The sequence below is a fragment of the Cupriavidus sp. FW305-3-2-15-C-LB2 genome, from assembly GCF_058787575.1.
The window spans coordinates 43,392-58,158 of record NZ_JBYSZW010000053.1; the positions used below are offsets into that span (position 1 = coordinate 43,392).

General features: G+C 68.4%; 16 protein-coding genes. 6 read left to right on the plus strand and 10 right to left on the minus strand.

Annotated features, from left to right (window positions below; all coding sequences use genetic code 11):
- Positions 1 to 29 precede the first annotated feature (29 nt).
- From hslV to AC3WRR_RS29055, 3 genes are all read right to left on the minus strand, one after another.
- Positions 30 to 566 carry an ATP-dependent protease subunit HslV gene (hslV, locus tag AC3WRR_RS29045; RefSeq protein WP_011614397.1) on the minus strand — a complete coding sequence of 179 codons (537 nt, stop codon included), beginning with the start codon at positions 564 to 566 and terminating at the stop codon, positions 30 to 32.
- A 218-nt stretch (positions 567 to 784) separates the two neighbouring features.
- Complete coding sequence (locus AC3WRR_RS29050) at positions 785 to 1,771, minus strand: tripartite tricarboxylate transporter substrate-binding protein (RefSeq protein WP_011614396.1); 987 nt, start codon at positions 1,769 to 1,771, stop codon at positions 785 to 787.
- 295 nt (positions 1,772 to 2,066) lie between these two features.
- Complete coding sequence (locus AC3WRR_RS29055; RefSeq protein WP_010813285.1) at positions 2,067 to 2,966, minus strand: alpha/beta fold hydrolase; 900 nt, start codon at positions 2,964 to 2,966, stop codon at positions 2,067 to 2,069.
- Between the two features lie 141 nt (positions 2,967 to 3,107).
- On the opposite strand from AC3WRR_RS29055, the gene AC3WRR_RS29060 reads away from it, so the two are divergent.
- From AC3WRR_RS29060 to AC3WRR_RS29085, 6 genes are all read left to right on the plus strand, one after another.
- Positions 3,108 to 3,644 carry a Fur family transcriptional regulator gene (locus AC3WRR_RS29060; protein WP_492298780.1) on the plus strand — a complete coding sequence of 179 codons (537 nt, stop codon included), beginning with the start codon at positions 3,108 to 3,110 and terminating at the stop codon, positions 3,642 to 3,644.
- A gap of 30 nt (positions 3,645 to 3,674) precedes the next feature.
- Positions 3,675 to 4,763, plus strand: coding sequence for a CobW family GTP-binding protein (locus tag AC3WRR_RS29065; protein ID WP_492298782.1), 1,089 nt, complete (start codon positions 3,675 to 3,677; stop codon positions 4,761 to 4,763).
- Positions 4,764 to 5,373: 610 nt separating this feature from the next.
- On the plus strand, positions 5,374 to 5,793 hold the full coding sequence (gene dksA / locus AC3WRR_RS29070; RefSeq protein WP_010813282.1) for an RNA polymerase-binding protein DksA: 420 nt from the start codon (positions 5,374 to 5,376) through the stop codon (positions 5,791 to 5,793).
- A gap of 231 nt (positions 5,794 to 6,024) precedes the next feature.
- Positions 6,025 to 7,293, plus strand: coding sequence for a GTP-binding protein (locus AC3WRR_RS29075; protein WP_492298784.1), 1,269 nt, complete (start codon positions 6,025 to 6,027; stop codon positions 7,291 to 7,293).
- On the plus strand, positions 7,226 to 7,684 hold the full coding sequence (locus AC3WRR_RS29080; RefSeq protein WP_081225787.1) for a hypothetical protein: 459 nt from the start codon (positions 7,226 to 7,228) through the stop codon (positions 7,682 to 7,684). The genes AC3WRR_RS29075 and AC3WRR_RS29080 overlap by 68 nt, the downstream gene beginning before the upstream one ends.
- Before the next feature lie 159 nt (positions 7,685 to 7,843).
- The gene (locus AC3WRR_RS29085; protein ID WP_041687115.1) at positions 7,844 to 10,039 is read left to right on the plus strand and encodes a TonB-dependent receptor; all 2,196 of its coding nucleotides are present in this window, start codon (positions 7,844 to 7,846) and stop codon (positions 10,037 to 10,039) included.
- A gap of 22 nt (positions 10,040 to 10,061) precedes the next feature.
- Here the strand turns inward: AC3WRR_RS29085 and AC3WRR_RS29090 are convergent, their stop codons facing one another.
- The 7 genes from AC3WRR_RS29090 to AC3WRR_RS29120 form a co-directional block, all read right to left on the minus strand.
- Entirely contained in the window at positions 10,062 to 11,018 is a 957-nt protein-coding gene (locus tag AC3WRR_RS29090) for an MBL fold metallo-hydrolase (protein WP_052181600.1), read from the minus strand.
- Complete coding sequence (locus AC3WRR_RS29095; RefSeq protein ID WP_010813277.1) at positions 10,988 to 11,248, minus strand: DUF1289 domain-containing protein; 261 nt, start codon at positions 11,246 to 11,248, stop codon at positions 10,988 to 10,990. The genes AC3WRR_RS29090 and AC3WRR_RS29095 overlap by 31 nt, the downstream gene beginning before the upstream one ends.
- A gap of 10 nt (positions 11,249 to 11,258) precedes the next feature.
- Complete coding sequence (locus tag AC3WRR_RS29100; protein WP_010813276.1) at positions 11,259 to 11,687, minus strand: thioesterase family protein; 429 nt, start codon at positions 11,685 to 11,687, stop codon at positions 11,259 to 11,261.
- Positions 11,684 to 12,184, minus strand: coding sequence for a YbaK/EbsC family protein (locus tag AC3WRR_RS29105; RefSeq protein ID WP_010813275.1), 501 nt, complete (start codon positions 12,182 to 12,184; stop codon positions 11,684 to 11,686). Before AC3WRR_RS29105 ends, AC3WRR_RS29100 begins: the two co-directional genes overlap by 4 nt.
- Positions 12,185 to 12,225: 41 nt before the next feature.
- Complete coding sequence (locus AC3WRR_RS29110) at positions 12,226 to 13,161, minus strand: hydroxymethylglutaryl-CoA lyase (protein WP_010813274.1); 936 nt, start codon at positions 13,159 to 13,161, stop codon at positions 12,226 to 12,228.
- 37 nt (positions 13,162 to 13,198) lie between these two features.
- Positions 13,199 to 14,140, minus strand: a complete 942-nt coding sequence (locus tag AC3WRR_RS29115; RefSeq protein ID WP_492298787.1) for a 2-hydroxyacid dehydrogenase — start codon at positions 14,138 to 14,140, stop codon at positions 13,199 to 13,201.
- A gap of 104 nt (positions 14,141 to 14,244) precedes the next feature.
- A partial coding sequence (locus AC3WRR_RS29120; RefSeq protein WP_492298789.1) for an acyl-CoA carboxylase biotin carboxyl carrier protein subunit occupies positions 14,245 to 14,767 on the minus strand: 523 nt, incomplete at its 5' end.

Here is a 14,767-nt window from a genome sequence, read left to right on the forward strand (position 1 = left end):
CGCCGGCCTGCGCGGTGGCCGGCCTGCGCTTATTCCAGCGTCTCGATGACGAAGTTGGTGTTGGTATAGATGCAGAGCTCGCCGGCAATGGTCAGCGCCTTCTCGACCACGTCCTTGGGCGCCATTTCGGTGTTCTCGGCCAGCGCCTTGGCGGCCGACTGCGCATACGCGCCGCCCGAGCCGATCGCGGCGATGCCGCCCTCGGGGTCGAGCACGTCGCCGTTGCCGGTGATGACCAGCGTGGTGTCGCGGTCGGCGGTGATCAGCATGGCTTCCAGCCGGCGCAGGGCGCGGTCCGAACGCCAGTCCTTGGCCAGGTCGACCGCGGCGCGGGTCAGGTTGCCCTGGTACTTTTCCAGCTTGGCCTCGAAGCGGTCCAGCAGCGAGAAGGCATCGGCGGTGCTGCCGGCAAACCCGACCAGGACCTTGCCGTTGTAGATGCGGCGCACCTTGCGCGCGGTGCCCTTCATCACGATATTGCCGAGAGTGACCTGACCATCACCGCCGAGTGCGACCTGATTGCCGCGGCGGACGCTGACGATGGTAGTGCCGTGATACTGTTCCATGGTGGCTTCCGTGAATATGTCAGGACCCTAGTTGGCGACGCCCCCGGCGGGTTTCAAGGCCCTCGCCTGCGCCGGGCGCGGTCTGACCAATATAGGATGCCTGCCGCCACGTTGCCCGGCGCCGCGCCCAAACAAAAAGGGCCATGCGTTGCCGCATGGCCTTTGTCCGCGACGCGCGGGGCCACTGGCCCGCGCGCCTCGCGCATCACTCCACCAGATCAGTCCGCATACACGCCGGCCTTCTTGATCACCGGGGTCCACTTGTTGATCTCGGCGGTCAGGAGGGTGCGCAGCGAATCCGGCGTGGCGCGCTGTGCCGGCGCGGCTTCGGCGCCCAGCTCGGCCATCTTGGAGCGGAAGGTCGGGTCGGCCACGGCCTTCTGCAGCGCAGCCGACAGCTTGTCGATCACCGGCTTGGGCGTGCCCTTGGGCGCGTACATGGCGTGCCAGACCTTCACTTCCACGCCCGGCAGGCCTTGCTCGGCCGCCGTCGGGATATCCTTGAACGCTTCCACGCGGCGTGCCTGCATGGCCGCGTACGGCTTGACCGAGTTGGCCTTGAGGTGGCCTGCGAGATTGGTGGTCTGGTCGCACAGCAGGTTGACCTGGCCGCCCAGGATATCGGTTAGTGCCGGCGCGGCGCCCTTGTACGGCACGGTGGTCAGTTCGGTCTGGATCGCGCTCTGGAACAGCAGGCCGCACAGGTGCGAAGCCGAGCCGATGCCGGCATTGGCCAGCGACAGCTTGCTGGCGTTGGCCTTGAGGTACGGCAGCAGGTCCTTGAAGGTGTTTGGCGGCAGCTGCTTGTTGCCGACCAGGATCATCGGCACGTCGGCGATTTCGCCGACCATCTCGAAGTCCTTGAGCGGATCGAAGCCCAGGTTGCGGTACAGCGCCGGGGCCGTGGCCATGCCGATATGGTGGATCAGCAGGGTGTGGCCGTCGTTCTTGGCCTGGGCCACCTTCTTGGCGCCGATGGTGCCGCCGGCGCCGCCGAGGTTCTCGATGATCATGGTCGCGCCCAGATGCTTGGACATGATCGCGGTCAGCTCGCGCGAGAGCTTGTCGGTCGGACCACCCGCGGCAAACGGCACCACCGCCGACACCGGCTTGCCGCCAGGATATTCCTGGGCGTACGCGCCCGACGCCACACCCATTGCGCTGACTGCCAGCGCGGCCGCGACCATCTTTATTACTCGTTTCATGCTCTCTTCTCCTGATTCCCTTTGATACCCGTCTTGCAATGCGTTGCCGCCGGCCCGGCCCCTGCTTGTGCGGGGCGCATCTGGCGCGGTCTCTGTGGCGGCGCTCTTGGACCATGCCGGCTGGCTCGGCTGCCCCTGCCGTAAAACGGCAAGGGCGGGCCTTGATGTTAGCAACTCCAGACAATACGCAGGTATAGGGGCTAACCCGCTTGCAATCAGCCGCATATGGCGGGAAACGGGGAGGATATGGCAGAGATCGGATGCAAAGGCATGCGTTTGTGACACCCGGTGCGGCCTAACGGAAGAAACCGAGCATTTCCTCAAGCAGAGGTTCGGCGGCCTCTTCCGGGATGTAGTGCCCGCACGGCAGCGCCTGGCCGCTGATGTCGGTCGCCACCTCCTGCCAAAGCGCCAGCGGCTCGAAGCAGCGCGCCACCACGCCGTGCTCGCCCCACAGCACGCGCAGCGGCAGCGCCAGCCGGCGCCCGGCCTCGCGGTCGGCGCGGTCGTGCTCCAGGTCGATGGTGGCGGCGGCGCGGTAGTCCTCGCACATGGCATGCACGCGCGCCGGGTCGCGCATCGCCGCGGTGTAGGCAGCCATGGCGTCGGGGGCGAAGGGCGTCAGGCCCGCGTGGCGCAGGCCCATCAGCTTCTCGATGTAGAAATCGGGCTCGGCGTTGATCAGCGTCTCGGGGAACGGCGCCGGCTGGATCAGGAAGAACCAGTGCCAGTAGGCGGCGGCAAAGGCCATGCTGGTGCGCTCGTACATCGCCAGCGTGGGCGCGATGTCCAGCAGCATGGCGCGGCTGACCGCGTCCGGATGGTCCATGCACAGCCGGTGCGCGACGCGGGCACCGCGGTCGTGGCCGCACAGCGCAAAGCGCTCGAAACCGAACGCCGTCATCAGCGACACCTGGTCCTGCGCCATGGTGCGCTTGCTGTAGTGCTCGTGGCCGGCATTGCCGGGCGGGGCCGAGCTGCTGCCGTAGCCGCGCAGGTCGGTGGCGATCACCGTGAAGTGATCGGCCAGCGCCGGCGCCACCCGGTGCCAGATCAGGTGGCTCTGCGGGTGCCCGTGCAACAGCAGCAGCGGCGGTCCCGAACCGCCGCGCACGCCGGCGATCTCGACCTCGCCGACACGCTGCCGGAAGGGTTCGAAGTTCGGGAACAGCAGCGCGCTGGCGTCATTCAGCATGGGTCGTCTCCGCTTCTAAGGGTCGTCCTGTGCCGATCATAGGCGCAAACCGCCTCATCGGCGTGGCTGCGCCGGCTTCGCCATTCGGCCCGCTGACGCAACTGAATTGCATCAACCGGGGGCCTATGGTTAAATCCGCCCATGACCCGTCCCAGTCCGGACCGGCCGGCCGCTGTGCCGGAACCGGCGATCCCCACCCCTGAGTCCCTGGAAGCCGCCCACGAGCGCCTGCGCCACCTGGGCGCGCGCGTGACCCAGCCGCGGCTGTGCATCCTGGCCTGCCTGATCGGCAGCGAAGAGGCGCTGACGCACCAGGCCGTGATCGACCGCCTGCCCGAACCGGGCGAGACCATAGACCGCGTCACCGTCTACCGCGTGCTGGACTGGCTGGTGGAACAGGGCGTGGCGCAGAAGCGTGCCGGCAACGACCGCGTGTTCCGCTTCAGCCTGGTTGAACACGAGGCCGCGCGCGCGCAGGAGCACCGCCAGCACAGCCATTTCCACTGCACCCGCTGCGACCGCACCTTCTGCCTGGACGATGCCAGCGCGCCGGCTCCGCCGGCCGCGCCGCGCGTGCCCAGCGGCTTTGCCATCGAACATGTCGAACTGACCGTAAACGGCGTCTGCGCCGAGTGCGGCAAGCGTGCGCCCGCCTCGCCTGGCGGCGCTTCGCACTGAACGGCAATCTCTCATACCCGGAGAACAACAATGTCCAAACTGACCCCGGTCACGATCCTGACCGGCTTTCTCGGCAGCGGCAAGACCACCCTGCTCAAGCGCATCCTGAACGAGCAGCACGGCATGAAGATCGCCGTGATCGAGAACGAGTTCGGCGAAGAGAACATCGACAACGAGATCCTGGTGCAGGACGGCCGCGAGCAGATCGTGCAGATGAGCAACGGCTGCATCTGCTGCACCATCCGCGGCGATCTGGTGCAGGCGCTGTCGACGCTGCTGACGCGCCGCGACGCCGGCGAGATCGACTTCGACCGCGTGGTGATCGAGACCACGGGCGTGGCCAACCCGGGCCCGGTGGCGCAGACCTTCTTCATGGACGAGGAAATTGCCTCGCGCTACCTGCTCGACGCGGTGATCACGCTGGTCGACGCCAAGCATGCCCACCTGCAGCTGGACAAGCAGGAAGAGGCGCAGCGCCAGGTTGGCTTTGCCGACGCCATCTTCATCACCAAGTCCGACCTGGTGACCGAAGCCGACGTGGCCGAGCTGCGCCACCGCCTGCTGCACATGAACCCGCGCGCGCCGATCCGTCTGGTCAACTTCGGCGAGGCGCCGATCGACACCATCTTCGACCTGCGCGGCTTCAACCTGAACGCCAAGCTGGAGATCGACCCGGAATTCCTGCGCGCCGACGACCATGACCACGATCATGACCATGAGCATGGCGAGCATTGCGGCGACGACTGCGGCCATGACCACGGGCACGACCATGCGCACGGCCATGGCCACGCGCACGACCACCACCACCACCACCACCACCATACCGACCGCATTGCGTCGTTCGTCTTCCGCAGCGACAAGCCCTTCCACTACGGCAAGCTGGAGGAATTCCTGTCCGGCATCCTGGCCGTATACGGGGAAAAACTGCTGCGCTACAAGGGCGTACTATATATGGACGGTGTGGACCGCAAAGTGGTGTTCCAGGGGGTCCACCAGCTGATGGGCAGCGACATCGGCGCCAAGTGGGAGGAAGAGACCCCGGGCACGCGCATGGTGTTCATCGGCGTGGACCTGCCCCGCGACGCCATCCTCAAGGGCCTGGAGAACTGCCTGGCCTGAGTGCACCAGTCGCCCCATCGGCGACGCCCCCTCGAACCCCGCTCCGCGGCCGCCCCCCGTTCGGGGTACCGGGGAAATACCGAAGCGCCAGCCGGTTTTCCCCGTATCTCGGAAAAATTTGTTCAAGTACAATAGGCCGGATTTGATACCGGTGGCGCACCTTTTTCCCGCTGCCGGCATTTGGTCCATCGGATCTGGTGGACTTGCAGGGCGGCGGTTGTCGTCAGCATGAGGCAGGCCGCCGGCAGGTGCGGTCGCAGTGCTTCGTGCGGAGACCGCCTTTTTCCGCCTGGGGTGCCCCGACGCGCGCCGTCACTGACTGACGCGAGAGAGAGGTGTCCCCATGACAGCCGCAACGAAGACGAAAGAAAGCCGCAGCAAGACTGGTACTGCAGCGGCAGAGACGCTCAAGGCGCAGCCTGTGAAGGCAGCGCCCGCTCCCCGCGGCAGTACGGCGAACGCCGAAGCGGGCGCAACGAAGGGAGGCCCGCGAAGCAGCAAGACTGCAGCCAGCCAGAGTGAAACAACCGAGGCGCGCAAGCGCGCGGACAGCGCACCCGAGCGGACCCGGACGCCGCCGGCCGCATCAACAAGAGAATCAGCAGCAACCATGAGCAGCAACAAACTTCTGACTGAAGCTGAAATCCTGAAGATGAGCGACAAGGATTACATGAACGAAGCGCAGCTCGCCTTCTTCAAGCACCGTCTTGAGCAGCTGCGCGACGAAATCCTGAAGAACGCTGACCAGACCACGGAACACCTGCGCGAAACGGTCATCGTGCCGGATCCGGCCGACCGTGCCACCATCGAGGAAGAGCATGCGCTGGAACTGCGCACGCGCGACCGCGAACGCAAGCTGCTGAAGAAGGTGGAGCAGTCGCTGCAGCGCATCGAGTCCGGCGACTACGGCTGGTGCGAGGAAACCGGCGAGCCGATCGGCGTGCCGCGCCTGCTGGCCCGTCCCACCGCCACGCTGTCGCTGGAAGCGCAGCAACGCCGCGAACTGCGCCAGAAGCTGTTCGGCGACTGATACGCCGCGCGCCGGCACGGACGGTGCGGCAGGCGTAACGTGACGGCCCGGTTACCCGGGCCGTTTGCTTTGGCGGGCCGCGTCCGCCTTGTCGTGCCGTCGCCACGGCCTACCATTGAGAATCGTCCGGCTGTTGCCGCCCCGGCCTTTCTGGTAAATTCGCAACCTTGTTGCAACAACGCGCCCCTCGCCTGGGCTGCGTAGTCCCTCGTCACTTCCATCTCTCCTGCCATGGCTGATCGCCTGCCCGTCACCGTGCTGTCCGGCTTCCCCGGCGCCGGCAAAACCACGCTGCTGAACCACCTGCTTGCGCACAGCGCGGGCCGGCGCCTGGCCGTGCTGGTCTGCGGGCCGCAGCATGGGCAGGCGCTGGCGCCGCTGCCGCCCGGTTGCGAGGCCACGCTGCTGCCCGTGGGCGACGCCCTGCTCGGCGAAGCCGCCCGGCTTGCCGCCGAGCGCCGCTTTGACTCGCTGCTGATCGAAGCCAACGGCCTGGACGAGCCGCTCGCGATTGCCGAGGGCTTCCTGTTCGAGGCCAAGCATGGCGCCGGGCCCGACGCGGCGGTGCAACCCGACACGCTGGTGACGGTGATCGATGCCGCCACCTTCCTGCGCGACCTCAACGAGGCCGAGTTCCTGGCCGACCGCGGGCTGGCGCCGGCCACGGACGATGACCGGACCGTGGCTGAAGTGCTGGTGGCGCAGGTCGAATGCAGCGACGTGATCGTGCTGAACAAGGCCGACCTCGCCAGCGCGGCCGAACTGGCGCGGCTGCACGCCGTGCTGCAGGCGCTGAACCCGCGTGCCGATATCGTCGAAGCCAGCTTCGGCAAGGTCGCGCCCGAGCGCGTGCAAGGCACCGGCCGCTTCGACTTCGAAGCCGCCGCGGACGCACCGGGCTGGCTCGCCGCGCTGCGCGGCGAGTTGCCGGCTGCCGACGCCAGCGGCGTCTCCACGCTGGTCTACCGCCGCCGCCGCCCGTTCCACCCGCAGCGCTTCGCCGACCTGATCCATACCGAATGGCTGCGCGAGCACGGCAGCGTGCTGCGTTCCAGGGGCCTGTTCTGGCTGGCCAGCCGCATGGACACCGCGGGCGACTGGAACCAGTCCGGCGGCGTCTGCCGCCATGGCGGCGCCGGCGCCTGGTGGGCCGCGCTGGATCCGGCCGAATGGCCGGCCGACAGCGCCGAACGCGCCGAAGTCGAAGCCGACATGCAGGTCGACGGTGCCCCGGCAGCCTTCGGCGACCGCCGCCAGGAACTGGTGCTGACCGGCCTGGACCTGGACCATGCGGCGCTGCAGGCCCGGCTCGACGCCTGCCTGCTGACCGATGCCGAGATGGCCGCGGGCGCGGAAGCCTGGGCGGGCTATGCGGATCCCTTCCCCGCCTGGGTCGACGACTTTGACGACGACCACGATCATGACCATGGCGATGATTGCGGCTGCGGCGATCCCGACCACCACCACGGCAACCACGCCGGCCATCCGCATGCGCACTGACTGGTTCGCCCGCCTGCGCGCGCATGGCCCGGGCCTCTGGTCCGCGCTGTGGCTGACGCTATGCCTGCTGCTGGCGCAGCACGCCGGGCTGACCCACCGCATCGTGCATGGCAGCCTGCTTGCGCCGTCGGCCTCCGTGACAACGGCCGACGCCGCCTCGGCCAACGACCCCGAGCCGCACCCGCTGGCGCAGAAATTCAGCGGCCACTCGTGCGTGCTGTTCGATGGCGCCACGGTTGCCGACACCCTGTGCGGCAAGCTGCCGCTGCCGCAGCTTGCCTTTGGCAAACCGGTCAAGCCGGCCAACCTGGCCTGGCGCTGGCCCGACCTGCCCGCCACCCACCCCTTCCAATCGCGCGCGCCGCCGGCGCCTGCCATCGCCCTCGCCTGATCCGGGAAGCGGCCCTCGCCGCGCACCCGGCCTGACCAATTCCGAGCTGAACGCCTGCCTATTCCGGCTGCGCGGCCACGCCCATCGCGGGCGGCCGGCGCAGTGCCGGGCAGCTGCCGTGCCAGCCGGGCCGATTGCCATTGCCTCACTCCGCGCGCCATGTCGAAGAATCGTTACACCGCACCAACCAGCGCACCGCGCCTGACCCCGCTGGCGGCCCTTGCCGCGTCCCTCACCGCCACCATGGCCACCGCCTTCGTCGCGCCCGCCGCGCTGGCACAGGCCACGGCACCTGCCGCCGACAGCGCACCCGCCACGGCCACGGCCACCGCCACCGCCACCGCGCCAGCCGGCGCCATGCTGCGCGAAGTCGTGGTCACCGCCAATCCGCTCGGCAGCGACCTCAACGACATGGTGGCACCGGTATCGACGCTCGGCGGCGACGCCCTGGCCGTACGCCAGGGCAGCACGCTGGGCGACACGCTCGACAAGCTGCCCGGGGTCTCGTCCAGCTACTTCGGCCCCAATGCCAGCCGGCCGGTGATCCGCGGCCTGGACGGCGACCGCATCAAGGTGCTGCAGAACGGCGGCACCACCGTCGACGCCTCCACGCTGTCCTACGACCACGCAGTGCCGGTGGACCCGCTCGTGGCCGAGCGCATCGAGGTCGTGCGCGGCCCGGCAGCGCTGATGTACGGCGGCAACGCCATCGGCGGCGTGGTCAACGTGATCGACAACCGGATTCCGAAGGAGCCGATCGAAGGCATCGGCGGCGCGGTCGATGCCAGCGCCACCGCGGGCGGCGACCAGGCGCGCAACGCCAGCGCGCTGATCGAGGCCGGCAACGGCAAGTTCGCCGTCCACGCCGACGCCTTTGCGCGCAAGACCAGCGACCTGCGCATCCCCGGCTACGCCCGCAGCGACCGCCTGCGCAGCGCCGATCCTCTGCCGGAAGGCGAGACCGAAGCCTATGGCCGCCTGCCCAACACCAGCGCGCAGCAGGAAGGCGGCGCGATGGGCGGCTCCTACACCTGGGCCGATGGCTTCGTCGGCGCCAACTACAGCGCCTACCGCAATGAGTACGGCACGCCCGCCGAGGACGACGTGCGGCTGAAAATGCGGCAGGACCGCTTTGCGCTGGAAGGCGAGGCACGCAACCTGGCCGGCAACACCGCCGGCTGGCTCGAATCGGTCAAGGGCAAGTTCGGCTACACCGACTACGAACACAAGGAGATCGAGGGCGGCGAGACCGGCACGATCTTCAAGAACCGCGGCTGGGATGCGCGCCTGGAGGCCAGGCACGCGAAGATCGGCAACATGACGGGCGTGATCGGCACACAGTTCGGCCATACCGACTTCTCCGCGTTGGGCGAAGAGGCATTCGTGCCGAGCACCAATACGGATAACGCGGCGCTGTTCGTGTTCGAGGAACTGCCGCTGACCGCTTCCGGCGACCTCAAGCTGAACCTGGGCGGGCGCCTGGACCACAGCAGCATCAAGGCCAGCGCCAACGGCAACGACCGCTTTACCGATGCCAGCCGCAGCTTCAACGCCACCAGCGCGTCGGCCGGCCTGCTCTACAAGGTCAACCCGCTGTGGTCGCTGACCAGCAACCTGTCGTACACCGAGCGCGCGCCGACCTTCTACGAGCTGTATGCCAACGGCCCCCACGTGGCCACCGGCGCGTGGGAGCTGGGCGATCCCAATGCCAACAAGGAACGGGCCACCTCTATCGACCTGGGCGTGCGCTTCAAGTCCGGCGCGCACAGCGCCGCCGTGTCGGGCTACTACAGCCGCTTCGCCAACTACCTCGCGCTGAACGCCACCGGCCGCACGCGTGACGAGGCGGGCGATGTGGTCGCCGCCGGCAGCCCGGACGCGCTGCCGGAGTTCCAGTACCTGGGTGTGCCGGCCACGCTGTACGGCTTCGAGGTGGAAGGCAAGACGCGCTTGCTGCAGAAAATGCTGACCACCAGCGACACGCTGGACTTCGAGGCCCGCGCCGACTACGTGCGCGGCGAGAACCGCGATACCGGCGAACCGCTGCCGCGCCTGGCACCGCTGCGCCTGGGCGGTGCACTGGTGTATGGCGCGGGCCCGTGGGGCGCGCGCGTCGACGTGACCTACGCCGCAAAGCAGACCCGCGTGCCGACCAACGACACGCCGACCGATGCCTATACGCTGCTGAGCCTGGCGCTGACCTACAAGTTCAAGGTGTCGGGCACGCAGACGCTGGTGTACCTGCGCGGCGACAACCTGACCAACCAGGATGCGCGCAACTCGGCTTCGATCCTGCGTGATATCGCACCGCTGGCCGGGCGCAGTGTGAAGGTGGGGTTCAGGACGTCGTTCTGAGGATGCAGGCAGGCGTGGTGAATCAATCCCGATTCACCACCCACTCCCCCTCCACCGCCAGCGCCTTCACTCCCGCCAGCGCGCGCACCGTCTGCGCGCAGACCTCGGCCATCTCCAGCCCCGGCATGAAGCGCTGGCGGATGCGCACCATCAGCGGCGCGGCCTCCATCCATGCCACCAGCGCGTCCTGGGCCATGCGCTGCTGCTCCAGCAGCTTGAACTTCACCAGCACCTTGACCGCATGGCTGGCATTGCGCGCCGGGTCGGCGCTCAGGTAGGCCAGGCGCCCCTGGGCGCGTTCGACCGCCGCCGCCACATCGGTAAACATCCGGCCATGGCCCGGGATCACCAGCCGCGCGTCGAGCTGGGCGATGCGCTCCAGCACCGCCGCCTGCTCGGCGAAGCCGCTCTCGCCATCCAGCTCGGGGAAGATCACGCCGAAACCGTTCTCCCACAGCGCATCGCCGGAAACCAGGATGCGCCCGGCCGGTGCGAACAGCATCACCGCGTGCGGGTCATGGCCGGGAGCGGCCACGACTTGCCAGTCGATGCCGGCCAGGCGCAGCGTGTCGCCGTCGCTCAGCACGCTGTCGAAGGTGAAGCGGTCGCACTGCTGGCCGGTGGCGTTGTAGCTGAGCGCTTCTGTATCCCACGCGGCAACGGCAGCGGCCTCGGCCGCGGGGATAGCGGTGCGCGGCTGCCAGCGCGCCTGCAGCGCGGCATTGCCGCCGCAGTGGTCGGAGTGCAGATGGGTATTGATCACGCGTGCGAGCGGCCGGCCCTGCAAGGCGGCCGCCACCAGCGCCACCGTCTGCGGCGCGTGGGTGACGTAGCCGGTATCGACCAGCACCGTATCGTCGCCGTCCACGAACAGGATATTGTTAGCCGACAGCCAGCCGCGCTCGAACACGCGCATGGATGGCGGCAACTGCGGAACCGGGCTTGCGCTCAAGGGGATGCCTCCTCGCCTGCCAGCCATGCTGCGCGCTGCGGCAGTTGCGCCCACACGTGGCGCTTGTCTTCGTCGCTGGCCGAGGACCAGCCGGCGATTTCGTCGATCGTGCGCAGGCAACCTGCGCAGTAGCCGCTGAACGGGTCCATGTGGCAAATGTTGCGGCATGGCGAAGGCACAGGCGACGCGCGCAGCGCGAGGTCGGCTTGCGCCGCCAGTTCAGCCGCGGAGGGGACGGGCGTGGGCATGGTGGCCATCGGACAGCGCTCAGCCCGCCGCGCGCGCGGCCTTGGCGGCGACCTTCTCATTGAAGCGGCCGGCGTCGATCAGGTGGCGCTCATGCACGCCCTCGGAGATCTTGTCCTCGCCGTCCCAGGCGCTCAGCTGGAAGCGCAGGCGGCGCCCGTCCACCGCCACCAGTTCGCCCTTGACCGTCACCGTCATGCCGGGCGGCGTCGGCGCCAGGTGCGAGAAGCTGACCAGCGTGCCGAGCGACTGCTCGCGCGGCCAGTCCAGGTGTTCGCGCAGCATCTGCAGGCAGGCACACTCCATGATGCCGACCATATAGCCGGTGGCCAGCACGTCGGGCATCTCGGGGCAGCCCGGGATATCGTCGTACAGGCGCGGCACGGTGGCCTTGGGCGGCACCGTGTATTGCCAGCTGAAGGTCAGGCCGGGGCGCAGGTCGGGACTCATGCCACTGAGCCTGCCGCGACGTCGGCCACTTCAGCGCCCGTCATCTGCTGCAACTGGTGGGGCGTCAGGTTGAATACCGCATGGGGATGCCCCGCCGCGGCCCACAAGCTGTCATAGCGGAACAGGTCCTGGTCCAGCAGCATCACCGGCGCCACCGCATGTCCGATCGGGCAGACGCCGCCGATGGCGTAGCCGGTCTTCTCGCGCACGAAGCGCGCGTCGGCCTTGCCCAGCGCGCCTACGCGCGCGGCCACCTTGGCCTCGTCGACGCGGTTGCTGCCGCTGGCAATCACCAGCACCGGCGCATCGTCGGCCACGCGCCGGAAGATGATGGACTTGGCGATCTCGGCCACGCTGCAGCCCAGCCCCGCCGCGGCCTCGGCCGAGGTCTTGCCGGTGGCCGGCAGCATCACCACGGGCCGGTCATGGCCAAGCCCGGCCAGCAGGTCCGCCACGCGCTGCGCGGACTCGGGCAGCGCTTCGTCATTCACCGTCATGCGTACTTCTCCTTGTTCCGTGGCCCGCGCCTGATCCGCACTTACGCGCAGGCAGGCGCCGCATCGCTGGCGGCGGCCCACTTGGTCAGCAAGGCACGGCCCACGCGCGAGCTGTTGGCGCGGCCAATTGCCTGCGAGATATAGTCGCCGGTGCGCACCACCGCTTCCAGGTCGATGCCGGTGTGGATGCCCATGCCGTGCAGCATGTACAGCACGTCCTCGGTCGCCACGTTGCCGGTCGCGCCCTTTGCGTACGGGCAGCCGCCCAGCCCCGCCACCGACGCATGGAAGATCGAGATACCCACTTCCAGGCTGGCCAGGATATTGGACAGCGCCTGTCCGTAGGTATCGTGGAAATGGCCCGACAGGCGGTCCAGCGCAAACTCCGCCGCCGCGGCGCGCATCACTTCCTGCACGCGCACGGGAGTGCCCACGCCGATGGTGTCGGCAATGTCGATCTCGTCGCAGCCCAGTTCGCGCATGCGCCGCACCACGTCGACCACCGCGTGCACCGGTACTTCGCCCTGGTACGGGCAGCCCAGCGCGCACGAGATGCTGCCGCGCAGGCGCACGCCCTTCTCCTTGGCTGCGGCGGCCACCGGCGCAAAGCGCGCGATCGACTCGGCGATCGAGCAGTTGATGTTCTTCTGCGAGAACGCCTCGCTGGCGGCGCCGAAGATCACGACCTCGTCGGCACCGGCCTCGATCGCGCCTTCAAACCCCTTCATGTTCGGCGTCAGCGCCGAAAACAGTGTGCCGGGCCGGCGCTGGATGCGCGCCATCACGTCGGCACCGTCGGCCATCTGCGGCACCCACTTGGGCGACACGAACGACGCGGCCTCGATATTGACGAAGCCGGCATCGGTCAGCTGGTTGATCAGCGCGACCTTGACCTCGGTCGGCACCATCGCCTTCTCGTTCTGCAAGCCGTCGCGCGGGCCGACTTCAACGATCTTCACGTAGTTCGGCATGGTCATGGCAATCTCCTGTCTTTGATTGGTATTGGTCGGGCGCTCAGTAGCCGCGCTGCACGTCGACCACGCCCGCGATCGGCTGGCCCGCGCGCAGCGCGCGGATCTTGCCGGCGATCTGCGCGATGCTGTCTTCGCGCAGCGTGAGCGCCGAGATATGCGGCGTGACGGTGATGCGCGGCTCCTGCCAGAACGGGTGTTCGGCAGGCAGCGGCTCGGTGCGGAACACGTCGAGCGTGGCACCCGCAACCTGCCCCGACTGCACCGCGGCGAGCAGGTCTTCCTCGACCAGGTGCTGCCCGCGCGCGACGTTGATCACATACGCGCCCTGTGCCAGCCGCGCGAACAGCGCGGCGTTGAGGATGTTCTCGGTCTGCGGTGTCAGCGGCAGCACATTGACCAGTACGCGCAGGCCATCGAGGAACGGCGCCTGCCCGGCATCGCCATAGAAGCCGCTCACGCCTTCGATGGCGCGCGCGGTGCGGCTCCAGCCACGCACCGGGAAGCCGAAGCCCGCCAGCGTGCGGGCGATATGCGTGCCGAGCGCGCCCACCCCCATCACGCCGATGGTGAAATCCGCGCGGCGATGCGGCTTGAGGAACTTCCAGTTGCCGGCGCGCTGCTGGGCCTCGTAGGCGTCCATCTTGCGGAAATAGCGCAGCACGGCGTGGGTGACGTACTCGGCCATCTGCGCGGCCATGCCGGCATCGTCGAGCCGCACGATCGGCACGCCCGCGGGCAAGGCGTCAGGGGCTTCATCGCGCAGGCGCAGGATGCCGTCGACACCGGCGCCCAGGTTGAACACCGCCTTCAGCTCGGTACGGCCACGCAGCATCTCCACCGGCGGGCGCCAGACCACGGCGTAGTCGGCCGGTTCGCCACGGCTGTCCTCCCACGTCACGCATTGCGCTTCGGGCAGTGCCTCGGCGAATCCTGCGATCCAGGCGTCGTAGCGGCCATCGGGGACGTACAACTGCAACTTCATTTTGTCTCCAGGGGAATCTGGTGGGGTTAAAGACGTATTTTGGCAGAGGAACGGACGTGGGGTTGGTTGGGGCAACGGTGACCGCGCCCCTGCCCCTGTCGGCATCAAGCCCCCGACTTCCCCTCGAACGCCAGAAGCTGCGCCCCCTCCACAACCTGCTCCCCGACCCGGTAAAGCACCTCACTCACCACCCCGTCCACCGGTGCGCTGATGGTGTGCTCCATCTTCATGGCCTCCATCACCAGCAACGGCGTGCCGCGCGTGACGGTGCTGCCAGCCTCGACCATCACGGCAATGACCTTCCCGGGCATCGGCGCAGTGAGCTTGCCGCCTTCGCTTTCGGTCTCGCCGGCATGGGCCAACGGATCGAGCCAGGCCAGGCTCACATGCCGTCCGGCATAGAAGACGTGGAAGGTCTCGCCATCCGCATGCACCTGCCCGTGCGCGCGCCGGGTGCCGAGGTTGATGCGGATATCGTCGGCCTGGCAGGTGCAGGCAAAGGGCGCCGCCTGGTCCGCATAGATCAGCGTGCTACCGCGCTCATTGGTGCTCAGCGTCACCTCCAGCACCTGCTCGCCATAGCCGAAGCGCAGCGTGCGCGACACGCCGCCGTTCAGCCGCCACGCG

Bases quoted from the DNA above. Each gene is read 5' to 3' on its own strand.
- AC3WRR_RS29055 (WP_010813285.1), bottom strand. From the start codon at position 2,966: ATGCTGAATGACGCCAGCGCGCTGCTGTTCCCGAACTTCGAACCCTTC.
- AC3WRR_RS29090 (WP_052181600.1), bottom strand. From the start codon at position 11,018: ATGGCTGGCAGGCGAGGAGGCATCCCCTTGAGCGCAAGCCCGGTTCCG.
- AC3WRR_RS29065 (WP_492298782.1), top strand. From the start codon at position 3,675: ATGTCCAAACTGACCCCGGTCACGATCCTGACCGGCTTTCTCGGCAGC.
- hslV (WP_011614397.1), bottom strand. From the start codon at position 566: ATGGAACAGTATCACGGCACTACCATCGTCAGCGTCCGCCGCGGCAAT.
- dksA (WP_010813282.1), top strand. From the start codon at position 5,374: ATGAGCAGCAACAAACTTCTGACTGAAGCTGAAATCCTGAAGATGAGC.
- AC3WRR_RS29050 (WP_011614396.1), bottom strand. From the start codon at position 1,771: ATGAAACGAGTAATAAAGATGGTCGCGGCCGCGCTGGCAGTCAGCGCA.
- AC3WRR_RS29105 (WP_010813275.1), bottom strand. From the start codon at position 12,184: ATGACGGTGAATGACGAAGCGCTGCCCGAGTCCGCGCAGCGCGTGGCG.
- AC3WRR_RS29060 (WP_492298780.1), top strand. From the start codon at position 3,108: ATGACCCGTCCCAGTCCGGACCGGCCGGCCGCTGTGCCGGAACCGGCG.
- AC3WRR_RS29085 (WP_041687115.1), top strand. From the start codon at position 7,844: ATGTCGAAGAATCGTTACACCGCACCAACCAGCGCACCGCGCCTGACC.
- AC3WRR_RS29110 (WP_010813274.1), bottom strand. From the start codon at position 13,161: ATGACCATGCCGAACTACGTGAAGATCGTTGAAGTCGGCCCGCGCGAC.
- AC3WRR_RS29100 (WP_010813276.1), bottom strand. From the start codon at position 11,687: ATGAGTCCCGACCTGCGCCCCGGCCTGACCTTCAGCTGGCAATACACG.
- AC3WRR_RS29115 (WP_492298787.1), bottom strand. From the start codon at position 14,140: ATGAAGTTGCAGTTGTACGTCCCCGATGGCCGCTACGACGCCTGGATC.
- AC3WRR_RS29095 (WP_010813277.1), bottom strand. From the start codon at position 11,248: ATGGCCACCATGCCCACGCCCGTCCCCTCCGCGGCTGAACTGGCGGCG.
- AC3WRR_RS29075 (WP_492298784.1), top strand. From the start codon at position 6,025: ATGGCTGATCGCCTGCCCGTCACCGTGCTGTCCGGCTTCCCCGGCGCC.
- AC3WRR_RS29080 (WP_081225787.1), top strand. From the start codon at position 7,226: ATGATTGCGGCTGCGGCGATCCCGACCACCACCACGGCAACCACGCCG.